Annotated in this window: 10 protein-coding genes; 4 read left to right on the forward strand and 6 right to left on the reverse strand. The window is 41.7% G+C overall.

The window, feature by feature from the left end; translation table 11 throughout:
* Positions 1-2: 2 nt before the first annotated feature.
* A complete protein-coding gene (locus VFM80_RS04410) occupies positions 3-128 on the reverse strand; it encodes a hypothetical protein (RefSeq protein ID WP_395069945.1) in 126 nt (41 codons plus the stop codon).
* A 180-nt stretch (positions 129-308) separates the two neighbouring features.
* A complete protein-coding gene (locus VFM80_RS04415; RefSeq protein WP_395069947.1) occupies positions 309-1013 on the reverse strand; it encodes a WbqC family protein in 705 nt (234 codons plus the stop codon).
* 123 nt (positions 1014-1136) lie between these two features.
* Between VFM80_RS04415 and gltX the strand changes: the two genes are divergently transcribed.
* Positions 1137-2615: a glutamate--tRNA ligase gene (gltX, locus tag VFM80_RS04420; RefSeq protein WP_395069949.1), complete on the forward strand. Its 1479-nt coding sequence runs from the start codon at positions 1137-1139 to the stop codon at positions 2613-2615.
* Positions 2616-2689: 74 nt separating this feature from the next.
* Here gltX and VFM80_RS04425 read toward each other — a convergent pair whose 3' ends face one another.
* Both VFM80_RS04425 and VFM80_RS04430 read right to left on the reverse strand, forming a co-directional pair.
* Positions 2690-4429: a M14 family metallopeptidase gene (locus tag VFM80_RS04425; RefSeq protein ID WP_395069951.1), complete on the reverse strand. Its 1740-nt coding sequence runs from the start codon at positions 4427-4429 to the stop codon at positions 2690-2692.
* Between the two features lie 8 nt (positions 4430-4437).
* The gene (locus VFM80_RS04430; protein WP_395069953.1) at positions 4438-6084 is read right to left on the reverse strand and encodes a M14 family metallopeptidase; all 1647 of its coding nucleotides are present in this window, start codon (positions 6082-6084) and stop codon (positions 4438-4440) included.
* A gap of 170 nt (positions 6085-6254) precedes the next feature.
* Here VFM80_RS04430 and VFM80_RS04435 point away from each other — a divergent pair, with 170 nt between their 5' ends.
* Positions 6255-7973, forward strand: coding sequence for a Na+/H+ antiporter NhaC family protein (locus tag VFM80_RS04435; RefSeq protein ID WP_395069955.1), 1719 nt, complete (start codon positions 6255-6257; stop codon positions 7971-7973).
* 53 nt (positions 7974-8026) lie between these two features.
* Here VFM80_RS04435 and VFM80_RS04440 read toward each other — a convergent pair whose 3' ends face one another.
* The gene (locus tag VFM80_RS04440; protein WP_395069957.1) at positions 8027-8797 is read right to left on the reverse strand and encodes an NRDE family protein; all 771 of its coding nucleotides are present in this window, start codon (positions 8795-8797) and stop codon (positions 8027-8029) included.
* A gap of 87 nt (positions 8798-8884) precedes the next feature.
* On the opposite strand from VFM80_RS04440, the gene VFM80_RS04445 reads away from it, so the two are divergent.
* Both VFM80_RS04445 and VFM80_RS04450 read left to right on the forward strand, forming a co-directional pair.
* Entirely contained in the window at positions 8885-11488 is a 2604-nt protein-coding gene (locus VFM80_RS04445; RefSeq protein ID WP_395069959.1) for a PP2C family protein-serine/threonine phosphatase, read from the forward strand.
* A gap of 69 nt (positions 11489-11557) precedes the next feature.
* Positions 11558-12217 (forward strand): metal-dependent transcriptional regulator, encoded by a 660-nt coding sequence (locus tag VFM80_RS04450; protein ID WP_395069961.1) that lies wholly within the window; start codon positions 11558-11560, stop codon positions 12215-12217.
* Between the two features lie 10 nt (positions 12218-12227).
* Here the strand turns inward: VFM80_RS04450 and hisF are convergent, their stop codons facing one another.
* A complete protein-coding gene (gene hisF / locus VFM80_RS04455; protein ID WP_395069963.1) occupies positions 12228-12986 on the reverse strand; it encodes an imidazole glycerol phosphate synthase subunit HisF in 759 nt (252 codons plus the stop codon).
* Between the last annotated feature and the right edge of the window lie 112 nt (positions 12987-13098).

Raw genomic sequence — 13098 nt, forward strand, 5'->3', positions numbered from 1 at the left:
ATTTACGGGAGGTTGAATGTTGAGGTGAACCAAAAGAAAAGCAAAATGAAAATAACACCTAAAATACCGACTACGGTATAGTCTTTGAGCCATTCAGGTTTTATGTCATCTATGGGTTTTTTTTCCATGACAGATAATAGATAATGTGTGATTCTTTTGAAAATGAAATATGGAAAGCGTTGGAAGTGTTTAAACATTTTTTGTACTCTGAGGATGCAGGATTTTGGCTGAATTTATTATTTATCGCCCTTCTAACGTTTGCTTCCATGACAATAATAAGCTGGGTTTTTGGAATTGAGGTTGGAGTTCTACCCGATTGGGTTAGTTAGATCGTTCCGGATATTATTTTCAAGTACTAATGCTTCCAATACCTTAAAACTTTCTTTTCCACAATTAAGCAGCAGATCCAAAGAGCTGCAGCCCGCAACAAATCCGTCTACAGCTTGTGGATAAACGGGATGCTGTTTTAAAGCGGTAACCGCGCTTTCAGTTTGCCGCTGGTAGTTTTTGGATTCATGCTCCAGATACAATCTTTCTGCACCAACATTTTCCATGAATTGGTCCGGGAAAGTATCATACTCCGGAATAGTACTGGAGAGTTTAGGCTGATGATCGATCTCCAGATAGATCATCATGCGCTCAAAAAAATACATATCAAAATCGAGTAACTTTTCGAATTGGGCAGCGGTCTCAAAATCATTGCGAAGTTCATCTATGTAGAGATCAAAGTAGGTGGAGGTACGGTAATTATGATAGATGGCGTTCCATAAAGGCTCCAGCCAATCACGGGAATGATCGATGCGTACATCTTTGATGGCTTTGTCCTTGTCTTCAGTTACAATGGGCAAATTGATCCACTGCAAGCCATTGTGTCCGCGGATCTGAGCACGGTGTGTTCGTCCTTTTCGCGACCATTTCTCAACATCTTCCCAGATAATGGCGTCTGCTTTCAGCATAGCAGCAAGGTCGTATAAATTTGGAGCAAATTGAGGTTGGAGAAGCGCTAAATGCAATGCTTAATGCTTTAATTTTAAATGTTGAATGGAAACTTAGCCATTTCAACATTCAAAATTTAGCATTTAAAATTTCTTATCTTTAAAGCCGAAATAGAAGAATTCATCAAAACAAAATAACATATGTCAGTACGCGTACGATTTGCGCCTTCGCCCACAGGATTTTTACACATTGGCGGACTCCGCACAGCCCTTTATAACTACTTATTTGCCCGTCATAATGGGGGGACTTTTGTACTTCGTATTGAGGATACCGATCAGTCGCGTTACGTAGAAGATGCTGAACAGGATATCATTGATTCACTGGAATGGGCAGGGATGGAAATTGATGAAGGCCCCGGTAAAGGCGGAGATTTTGGCCCTTACCGACAAAGTGAGCGCAAGGATATTTACCACAAATATGCAAAACAGCTTGTAGAGGCTGGCCATGCATATTATGCATTTGATACCGTGGAAGAAATTGACGAGATGCGGGAGCGCCTGGAGAAATCAGGGAATCCGTCACCAAAGTATGACGCGATTACGCGTCAGTCCATGAAAAACAGCCTTACCCTTTCACAGGATGAAGTAGATAAGAGATTGGAAAACGGTGATGAATATGTTGTGCGGCTCAAAGTACCCCGCAGAGAAAGCATCAAGTTTGAAGATGAGATCCGTGGTATCGTTTCTTTTGATACGGAAGGACTGGATGATCAGGTGCTGCTAAAGTCCGACGGAATGCCGACCTATCATTTGGCAAATGTGGTAGATGACCACACGATGGAGATCACGCATGTAATCAGAGGTGAAGAGTGGTTGAGCAGTACGCCAAAACACATTTTGCTTTACAACGCCTTCGGCTGGGAACCGCCTGTGATGGCACATCTTCCGTTAATAATGAGCCCAAGTGGAGGGAAACTCTCCAAGCGTAAAGCTGAAAGTGAAGGGATCCCGGTAAACACCAAGGATTATATAGCTGGAAATTATGAGCCGGATGCCTTGGTAAATTTCCTGGCGTATTTAGGCTGGAGTCCCGGTGATGATTCCGAGATCCATGACATGAAAGAATTGTGCGAATTGTTTACCCTCGACCGTGTTTCGAAAGGCGGAGCGGTGTTCAATTATAAAAAACTGATGTGGTATAATGAAAACTACATTCGGGAACATTCAGTGGAAGAACTGAAACCACGGGTAAAGGTCTTATTTGAGGAGTCTAAATTCACGATCCGGAGTGATGAATTTCTGACTAAAGTCATTGAATTACTTCACGAACGTGTTTCAAAAGTAGATGAATTTGTAAGTATGGGATCGTTCTTTTTTGAAGCTCCCGAGGAGTACGACGAAAACGCGCTAAAGAAATGGAAAGATGACAGCCCCGTTATCTTGAAGGCCTATCGTGACAAGATCGAACAGCTTTCAGAAGAGGATTTTGAAGCTGTTACTTTGAAAGGCAAGATCAAGGAAACCATTGAAGAGCATGAAGTGGGTTTTGGAAAGCTAATGATGCCGCTTCGGGTTGCTGTCAGTGGTCAGGGTTTTGGTCCCGACTTAACTCCGGCCCTAGAGCTTATTGGGAAAGATGAAGTGCTGAAAAGAATTGATACGGCGTTGCAGAAACTTTGATGTTTAGTCGACTAAATAAAAAAGGAGCTTACTTTCATAAGCTCCTTTTTTTATGAGATACATTCTAAAAGTCTCTATTTCTGTTTAGAAACAACCCCGCCTTTCTGGCTGTCAACGGTAATAGTGTAATCATTGCCGCCACTGATGAGCCATCGAACCGTTACAGAACTCATTCCGGGTATGTTATCCACTTCCAATTTTTGCGGATTATGGGGTTGTTCGGTGGTTTGGTTTAGGTCTCGGTTGTTGACGATCATACCGGCTTCAACCTCTGCACCGTCTATGCTTACATAGTTGGGTGGACTAATATTATTTATCAGGTCGTGGCTAGCATGAGTGGGGATCATTCTCGTATTTGTAATAACGGCTGTTACTTCCTTTAAGCCACCGCCCAGGTCTTTTTCGGAAATTTCATCGATCACCAAATTAGGGGTATGGTAGGCATGATAAATAGTAAAAGCCATGTTCCGATGCGCCATTTGTTCTAAGAGGAAACCGGGATGAGCACGCCCAAAGTTTTTCTTGGTGCCACCGATTTCAATTTCACCATACTGAGGATGATTGTAAGATTCCCACTCTACTAATGCATCATTGAAAAGAAGATGCTTGTTAAATTCATAAGAATCTTCACGAGAACGATCGTCTTCATTAAACATCTCAAACGAAGACCAAAGCTCATTGGTAAAAGTGAAGGCACCTCGGATTCCATAGAACCAGTCTAATTCTCCGCCAAAAACGGTATATAGATCATCATAAACGACCCAATAATTATAACCGGGGATGAGACGCTCACCCATTTCTCCGAGTGCATCATACACTTGAATATCCTGCCGGTTATAGGTGTCAATATCTTCTGCTGCTCCGGGTCCCCTTAAGATCATTCCTCCACTGTTATGATAACTTTGTGCAGCAGCAATATTCGGATGTGCCATCACAAATTCCATAACCGCACGGTTTTCAGGAAGTGAGAACGGATATTTATGGGCGCCCCCCTGAATGTAATCAGGTTGCCATTTCCAGCCCCAGTCACGGTTGGGATCATAATACCCTTCGCCATCTTCATTGATGCGGCCGTCACCGTCATTGTCGAGGCCTTCGTAGCCAAGCAGCTCATATTCACCAAACTCGTCGGAACCTACGCGCTCCATCAGTTCAGGATATTCGGGATGTTCAACAAATTGCCCTCTTGGATTCTTCCGGCGCATCATAGAGATACTTCCGTCGCCGTTCAGGTCATCATAACCGTCCTCATTGACTTCCCCATCAAGATCATTGTCGATAGGCTTGACACCGGACCGTGGTGAACTTGCTGTATTTGGGGCTGAGAAAAAGTTTTCGCGACCATCAGGATTGATGGTCGGTACTATATAGAAGGTCTTTTCATTCAGTAATTGGGTAATGAAATCATTGTCGCCAAACATTTCAGCTAAATACCAGGCAGTGTATAGCGAAACTTCCGTTCCCTGGATCTCATTGGAATGAATGTTACCGTCGATATACATAGCCGGTTTTCGATCGGCATCCCCTTCATTGAAATTAGTTACCGTCAGTAACCAAATGTCTCTGCCTTCATACGATTTTCCAATCGATTCTCTTTTAATAAGATCGGGATGGGCATCGGCCAAAGCAGCCGTTAATTCAGAGATTCCCTGATAATTATAGTACTTATTCCAACTTGCGGGAACTTCCGGATTGGCTGGAGAACCAGCGGCAGGAAATACGCCTTCTGTTACCTGGGCTTCAGCATTGTTTGTAAAAGACAACGCGAGCCCCATGCATATAAATAATGTCAATGTATATTTAAAATTCTTCATGGCAATTACTATCTAATCCTTTGTTCTATAGTTGAAATTCCGGTATTTGGTGCTCCGGCTGTAATGGTGAAAGATCCGCTTCCACGTACAAGCCATGTTTTTTTAACGGTTCCGTCACCCTCAATTGCTTCGATAATATCCTGCACATCGCCACTTACGATCTCAAGATCATCGGAAAGATCCAGCTTTACTACTACTTCTTTAACCCAGTCTGTTCGTTCTCCAAGTCGGGAGGCGGTTGGGAAAATTCCGCTGTTGTGAACATCCACAGATATCCTGGTAAGATTTCTTCCTGCTTCTTCTGTCTCGAAGTTCACCAGTTTAACATTGGGTTTCATGCCGGCGAGTTTAATAAGGAAATCGGTATGATTTTCAGCCGCAGAATCAACTTCGTTATAAGGAGGATTATAGCTGACATAAGGTTTGATCCCGCCTACTTCCACTTTCTTATTTGGAAAATTGGGATGATCAACTTCCTCCCAGTCTACGAACGCATTAATATCATTGTGATCAGCCCATGCCAGGAATTTGGCTTCATCTGATTCAAACTTCTGAGTATTTCCTTCCTCATCGGTAACCTCAGGAACTGCCCAGCCGGGCGTGCTGAAACTGTATCTCCCATAATGGAAATAAGCCCATTGGAATAGATCACCTTGTTGTCCCGAAACTGCCGGAGCATCACCCAGATCTGTAATTTCATTATAGGCTTCTGAAACAAGCTTGTTCATGGCAACATCTTCCTCATACCAACCGGTAATCACCCGCTGACTAACCGCACCACGATTAAAACTAACCGGGGAGCTCAGATTATTAGCAGGCCCGAATGATACAACTGCAAATACATTAGGTGCCCCTTCATACAAGAAATCTAAAACAGCTCTGGTTTCTATTTGTGAGGCCATATTCTCTCCGGCTCCGGGCTCAAAATAGGGATAATCATAGGTGAAGTTTTTGTTGATGTTCACACCGCCTTCACCGTCCTCATTGAAAAGTCCGTCACTGTCGTTATCAATACCTTCTGTGAAAAGATGGTAGTTGCCTTTTTCACCTTTAGAGATATCGGCTTCTTTCATAAGACGGCTGTATTCAGACATCACCATCCATTTCCCTGTTTCATCGGCAACCCGCATCATAGTAATAAGATTGTCTCCATTCAGGTCTTCAAAGGGATCTTCATCAAAAGCATCATCCCTGTCATCATTGGTAGAGATTGTATTAACATCCCTCTCAAACTTCAGATCAGCAAAGTATTGCTCAGTTGCATCCGGGTTAATTCGGGGAAGAATGTAAAAAGTAGTCGTTTCTAATAACTCGCTGATCTCCTCTGAGGAGGAATTACTCAGTAATTTTTCTGCAAATGTGATGGCAAGTTCGCTTCCAAAAATATGTGAAGCTTTTGCTCCTCCAATAACGGCAATTGCAGGATGATTTTCTGTATCTCCACTGCCAATGGTTAACACCCAAATGTCTCTTCCATCCGCTGTTTTTGCTAAAGACTGAAGTGAGGTTAGATCCCCGTAATTTGAGTTGAGTTGATTTAATCTGTCCGTTAAGTCGTTGAAATTACTATATGCCCCCTGGGCTAAAAGTATTGTCGCTGAACCAAAGGTCCATATCAATACCATTAAAACAGAACGTAGTATCTTATTTTTCATAGAGTGAAATTATTATTCTGGTTATTGCTCTCGGATAGTAAGCGGATGAAATATACAATTCAAAGTTCATACTGTTAAAAGTTAATAACTGTATACAACTTTCAATCTTGGTTTTAACTGAATAGATGTTATTTTCTGAGCGACTTTAAAAAAAACGCAACCGACATTACATGAAAAAGAAAATAGCCGCATTAATTGGAGTTGGTACCTTTCTCATTTTAGCCTCACAGCTTGCATGGGCTGATGCTCAAACTGTAGAAGCATCATCCGGTATTATTGGAAGCTGGGTAAGTATTCTTCCCCCGTTAGTAGCTATTGCAATAGCACTGGCATTCAGACAGGTTCTTTTCGCGCTGTTCCTTGGAATTTGGATGGGCGCTTATCTGATCGGAGACCTAACTTTTTCAGGTATTTTTGATAGTTTTTTTGGAGCATTAAGTGATTACATAGTTCCGGGAGTCTCAGATCCTGACCGTATGAGCATTGTTGTGTTTTCTATTTTGATAGGTGGTATGGTAGGTATCATTACAGATAATGGAGGAACCCGTGGGGTGATTAAAGCCATTACCCGATTTGTAAGAACTAAAATTCAGGGAATGGTGGTGACTTCTCTGATGGGCTTCATTGTGTTTTTTGATGACTATGCCAACACTATGGTGGTGGGAAATACCATGCGCCCACTAACCGATAAATTACGAATTTCCCGAGCAAAGCTTGCTTATCTGGTGGATGCCACTGCTGCACCTGTTGCTACCGTAGCTTTGGTAAGTACATGGATCGGAGCCATGGTTGGATTTATTGCCACGGCTCAAGCCGAAATGCCGGATTTTAATGAAGCGGCCTATTCGGTTTTTCTAAATTCACTGCCATATAATTTTTATGCTTTCTTCACCATTTTGTTCGTGATCTTGATTGCCTATTCAGGGCGTGATTTTGGAACCATGCTGAAGGCAAGGATCGATCTGTATAAAGCGAAGCACGACTCAAAGCTGGACAAATACAATCTCTATAAGGAGAAGATTGAAGAAGATGAGGAAAAACGAAGTGAATCGCATTGGGCAAATGCCGCCATTCCGATCCTTACATTGGTTTTTGGAACCATTATCGGGCTTTTTGTAACCGGTGAAGGCGAAAGTATTCAGGCAATTATTGAAACAGCGAATTCTTATAATGCCCTCCTTTGGGGATCTCTTGCTTCAGTTGTGGTCGCAGTTGCTATGACGCTTTCTCAAAAGCTGCTTAATGTGGAAAAAACCCTGGAAGGCATGATGAACGGTATGCACGTTATGTTTGATGGTGTGCTTATTCTTGTTTTTGCCTGGGCTCTGAGTGATGTAACGGTTGCATTAGGTACTGCTGATTATCTTGTTTCAGTGTTTGGTGAAACGCTCAATCCATATTGGATGCCTGCTATTGTATTAGTTCTTTCTGCATTAACAGCCTTTGCAACAGGATCCAGCTGGGGTACTATGGGTATTTTGATGCCTTTGGTAGTACCTTTAGCCTGGGAAATAGGTAATGCGACAGGAATTCCTACTGAAATGACTTTAGAAGTAATTTATGCAAGTGTGAGTGCTGTACTGGCCGGGTCGGTATGGGGAGATCATTGTTCCCCCATTTCTGATACCACTATTTTGAGTTCTATAGCAACCCAATGTGATCATGTGGAACATGTAAATACACAGTTGCCATACGCTATGGTTGTGGGCGGGATAAGTATTTTAGCCATGATAAGTGCATTAGTACTGAATGTCTCAGTTTGGATCATTTATCCGGTTGGCGTGGCACTCATTATTGCTATAATCTATAAATTTGGTAAGATCCCGGACCCGGAAAAGTATACTCCCGAAGGAAAAGAACCGGCTTTTACCAGTTTAGATGTGGAATAGATCTTATTACAAATAATTGTTCAGATTTACGATCAGCATTTTTCGGCAAATAATTATTGCTGAAAATTAAAGTGTTGTTCTGAATCGATAATTGTGGTTCCGGGTTCAAACTGACGTTCGGCGAAATCTATTTTTCCTTCTTTGTCTATGAGTAAAATTGTAGAACAGCGCGATCCGTAATTTTCTGTCTTTATAAAAACGGAAGAAACAGCTTTTTCTAAATGTCTTGGGATTCCGGTCACCGGAAGTTCATCTTCCGAAGCTTTGGTCTCATCTTTCAATAATTTAAAAAGCTGTTCTTTATCGATCTCCTCACGGTCAACGACCTCTTCAAGCCTTCGTTTTGCTAATGTTACCTTAGGCCATGGGGTATCAAGCAGGGCGTTGCTGATACCGTGAATTCCTTCAGTGATATTGGTGACCCTTTTATTCTGATTGGAGTAGTGATAAAATCCTTTAGAATCCCAAAGCAACAGATTGAAGCCATTATATTCATCTGCCTTTTTTGTGATCTCCTGCAAATAATCCATGGCTGAATAGTCTAACCTTAAATAATCGAGAACGAGTTCTCCGCGGGAGGGAGGATCTTCTTTTTGAATCTTGGGATCTCTGAAATTGGTCAATGCTCCCCATCTTCCGTCCTTATTTACACCGAGCCACGTGCCTCCGCCTTTAAGGTCTTTTCCGGCTAAAATATCAGGATACCCTTCATCTGTCCAAAACTGAGCTTTACGGGCAGGACGCTCATAAAATTCATCCCGATTTCCGGCTAAAATCAAATTATATTCAGGGTGATGTTTATAAGCGAAAGTAATTAAGCACATATAAAGTCATTCGGGTTTCGAAATTATAATTAATCTAAGGATATTAGTGAAACCTAATTCAAGTTTTTCGTAGAGTATAACATGGAAATGAGTAAAAAACTCTTTAGGGACTTAATAATTATTGTGTTTGGGCTTGCGGGGGCAGGGTACTTTTTCTATACACTTTCGCTAAATCATCCTTTTACTATCAATGAGATCGAGAAGCCAAAAGCTCAGATCATAGAAAAAGCAGATTCTGTATTTCAAAGCTGGCAGTATCAGTCATTTGATTTTGTTCCGTACACAAAGTTCACTCCAGAGACAGAGCTTATTGATTCCCTTCAAAAAAAATGGGGTATTAAAGAGTTAAAGAATAAGATCGAATCATCTCAATTTCTTCAAGAGATACCCTTCATGAGTTGGGAAATTCAGGAATACAGTACTGAAAGCGAGGTAAGTGGTGTGCAAGCTACCTTTGGCTTAAATACTTCCGGAGAAGTAGTACGCATGGTTGTCAGTAACGAAATGATAAGCCGTCAGCGCCCATTCAATAGATTTGCAGTAAGGTCAGTTTTTAAGGATCAGGTACAGGAATATTCGCGGGGACTTGAAGATTCTTTAATAGCTGGACTTACTGACTACCAGCACCTTACCAACGGATCAGCATCGAATACCCAATCTTTAGCTATTATTGAAAGGCTTCGGGAAATAAGGGGAGGGCAGGCTGAAGACGTTTATACGATGGGTAACATCTGGAATCTGGCTGATTTTTACATCAACAGAACGGCCTGGGCTGATTTAGATCTAAAACAAGATTCTGTAGAGTTAGTTGATGAAGCCGGAATTCGGTTCGCGAGGGCTTTTTTAAGTGCTGAAGATTCGGCGACAGGAGTTCGTGCAAATATTACCATGGATGTACTCCCTGCGGGTTCGTTGAAATCACTGGAGTATGATCTATCTCCGGAGTTACAGGCAGAAAGCAATTTTTATACAGATATGGTAACGAGTATTGCCTTATTTGTAGTCTTGGTTTTTGGGTTGTGGCTGCTATTTATATTCTATCTGAGGATTAAGGCACGTGCTATTGATACCAAACCTGCGATGGTAATTGCGGTATTAGCAGGTTTTCTAATTCCGGGCTTTTGGATATTACAACTCATTAATGAGCTTGGGTTGATGCAAGGAATCACTGAAGCCAATCAGGTTGTAAACAGTTTGATGGGACTGGCTGTTCTGGGAGCTGTAAGTGCTGTTGGGTTTTTTGTAATAACAGCAGTAAGTGATTCCATTACCCGGCAATACTGGCCTGAAAAACTAAAAACCTGGGATCTTGTTAGAAGAGGGCTTTTTGCAAATAAACCGGTAGGGTGGGGTATTATCAATGCTATTGCCATTGCCGGTATATTAACAGGGATCGTAGGAATATTTTTAGGAGTCATTCCCACTTCATATTTATCAGCTGAAACAGGGTTTATATCAGATAATTATTTTCTTCCATCTTTAGCTAACCTTATGGTTACCACAAGTATGGTATTGGTCATAGTGATTCCAACTTTTTTGATCTTAGGAAATCAAATAAAAGGGGTGATCGACCGAAATTGGGTAATTCCAATAATGAGTGCTATACTGTTTTGCCTTCTGGATATCCTCCCTTTTCATATTGAACCGGATGCCTACGATAGAATGATGAAAGCTGTTCTTGGTTTAGCTCTCGGTTATTTTTATGTGAGATATGACTTCTTGACCACTGTTTTAGGGACTTTTGTATTTGTGAATTTTTTAAGCACTTCCAAAGGCTGGGTTGTTAGTGGATCACCGGATGCCAATACTTTTTATTTATTTGTTTTAGTACTACTGACGTTCACAGCATTGGGAGCCTACTTTGTAATGAAAGGAAGTGACAGGGAAGAGCTTCCTGAATACGTGCCTGCCTACATAGAAGATCAGGCAAAAGAGCAACGCCTCAAGCAAGAACTCTCCATTGCTCGTGTGGTTCAGCAAACATTCTTGCCCTCCAAAATACACCACTTACCCGGTATTGACATAGCCGGAATCTGTATTCCGGCACAGGAAACCGGAGGTGATTATTATGACATGATCTCCCTCGGGGAACAACGTACAGCCATCGCCATAGGTGATGTAAGTGGAAAGGGAATACGGGCCGCATTTTACATGACTTTTACTAAAGGCGTACTTCATAGCTTAAGTGCATTGATCTTATCGCCGGTAGAATTATTAAATCAGCTTAACCGGTTGTTCAATGAGAATTCTACACGCGGTACTTTTATTTCCATGATCTATGGCATACTTGAAGCCGATAAACGTCAGTTTACTTTTGCCCGGGCCGGCCACAATCCGATGTTAGTTGTGAGAAAGAATGGGGATACGGAATGGCTCAAGCCAAATGGAATTGGGATCGGGGTTTCAAAAAACGATGAGTTCATAAGACTTACTGAGGAAGCTACGCTTAAGTTTAAAGAAGGCGATGTAATAATTCTATACACCGACGGTATAACAGAAATGCTGAATTCTGGAAATCATTTTTATGGAGAGGGGAGACTTGAGCGATTGGTAAAAGGGGTAAGGAAGGCATCTTCAGAAAAGATACTTGAGATAATAATTGATGATGTAAATGAGTTCAAGGGAATGGCAAAACAGCATGATGATATGACACTGGTCATCATAAAAGCAGATGCATCCGCCAATCAATAAATGAAAATTTGCTTAAATATCTTATCAGGCAATTCGTATTATTGATAGAATTTAAAAAACGCACTATTTATGGGACTTAGTCAGTCTATTGAAGATTATCTTAAAGCAATTTATGTACTGCAGTCGGAGGGGAAGACCGCCACTACAACAAGGATTGCAAATGCCCTTGATGTTTCTTCCGCTTCCGTAACCAATATGTTGAAGCGATTAGCTAAGATGAAATTACTGGATCACGAATCTTATAAAGGAGCTAAGTTAACTCCTGCCGGCATTAAAATTGCTTTGGAAGTCTTGCGTCATCATCGTTTACTTGAATTGTATCTCAAGGAAATAATGGGATATTCCTGGGATGAAGTACATGATGAAGCAGAAAATCTGGAACACCATATCTCGGAACAATTTGAAGATAAGATCGCGGAGCTGCTTAATCATCCCACCCATGACCCTCATGGTGATCCCATCCCTTCAAAAGACGGGGTGATGCCTGAAATGGCGCAGCTCTCTATTGCTGATGCTAAAGAGAATGTTTCTTATATCATTGGGCGTGTCAAAGATCAAGATCCTGAGTTATTGAGATATCTGGAAAAGATCGGGGTAATACCCGGGGTTAAGATCAAAGTGCTGGAGAAGACACCTTTTAATGGCCCAATAAAAGTAGAGCTGGAAGCTGAAAAAGAACAGGTACTGGGCCAGGCTGTAGCAAGTGAAGTTTACTTGGTTGAAGAATAAAGCAGTTTGCTTACACAGGGCGGACTTCGATACCCGAATCTTGCATCTGTTTTTTTAGATCTTTGATCTCGATCTCCTTAAAATGAAAAATACTGGCGGCAAGAACAGCATCTGCATTAGCTAATTTTACAGCATCAATACAATGTTGAACGGTGCCGGCTCCGCCGCTGGCAATTACAGGAATGTGAACCAAACTATTCACTTTTTTGAGCAGCTCAATATCAAATCCTGACTTGGTCCCATCTCTATCCATGCTGGTAAGAAGGATTTCGCCGGCGCCGCGTTTTTCTACTTCCTGCATCCATTCCAAAGCATCTAAACCGGTGTCTTCAGTTCCTCCTTTGATGTAGACATTCCAGCTGTCATTGTTCTTCTTGGCATCTACAGCCGCAACTATTGCTTGTGCTCCAAAAGCGGCAGATGCTTTTGTAATAAGATCAGGATCTTTAACGATGCTGCTGTTCAGGGAAACTTTATCAGCGCCTGACTTTAATAGTTCTTCAATTTCGTCAACAGTCTTAATTCCCCCGCCAACCGTGAAAGGAATGTTGATCTCTTTGGCAATTTTTTTGACGAGCTCAACCAATGTTCTTCGTTTTTCGAGCGTAGCGGTGATGTCAAGGAATACAAGTTCATCAGCACCTTCTTCACTGTAACGTCTTGCGAGTTCAACCGGGTCGCCTGCATCACGAAGTCCTTCAAAATTTACGCCTTTTACGGTTCGCCCGTTTTTGATGTCAAGGCAGGGAATAATTCTCTTAGTGAGCATATACTTCTTTCGATTTTAAAAACACTGAAGACTAAGATTTAATTGGAACAACAATATAGAAAATAATCTAACTGACTTTTTAGGAAAAGGAACTTTATTGATGGCTTAAACA

The sequence above is a fragment of the Gracilimonas sp. genome (assembly GCF_035704785.1).
Classification (GTDB): domain Bacteria; phylum Bacteroidota; class Rhodothermia; order Balneolales; family Balneolaceae; genus Gracilimonas.

What these genes read in the sequence shown, in the direction of transcription:
- VFM80_RS04410 (WP_395069945.1), bottom strand. Translation starts at nt 128, where the DNA reads ATGGAAAAAAAACCCATAGATGACATAAAACCTGAATGGCTCAAAGAC.
- gltX (WP_395069949.1), top strand. Translation starts at nt 1,137, where the DNA reads ATGTCAGTACGCGTACGATTTGCGCCTTCGCCCACAGGATTTTTACAC.
- VFM80_RS04425 (WP_395069951.1), bottom strand. Translation starts at nt 4,429, where the DNA reads ATGAAGAATTTTAAATATACATTGACATTATTTATATGCATGGGGCTC.
- VFM80_RS04430 (WP_395069953.1), bottom strand. Translation starts at nt 6,084, where the DNA reads ATGAAAAATAAGATACTACGTTCTGTTTTAATGGTATTGATATGGACC.
- VFM80_RS04435 (WP_395069955.1), top strand. Translation starts at nt 6,255, where the DNA reads ATGAAAAAGAAAATAGCCGCATTAATTGGAGTTGGTACCTTTCTCATT.
- VFM80_RS04440 (WP_395069957.1), bottom strand. Translation starts at nt 8,797, where the DNA reads ATGTGCTTAATTACTTTCGCTTATAAACATCACCCTGAATATAATTTG.
- VFM80_RS04445 (WP_395069959.1), top strand. Translation starts at nt 8,885, where the DNA reads ATGAGTAAAAAACTCTTTAGGGACTTAATAATTATTGTGTTTGGGCTT.
- VFM80_RS04450 (WP_395069961.1), top strand. Translation starts at nt 11,558, where the DNA reads ATGGGACTTAGTCAGTCTATTGAAGATTATCTTAAAGCAATTTATGTA.
- hisF (WP_395069963.1), bottom strand. Translation starts at nt 12,986, where the DNA reads ATGCTCACTAAGAGAATTATTCCCTGCCTTGACATCAAAAACGGGCGA.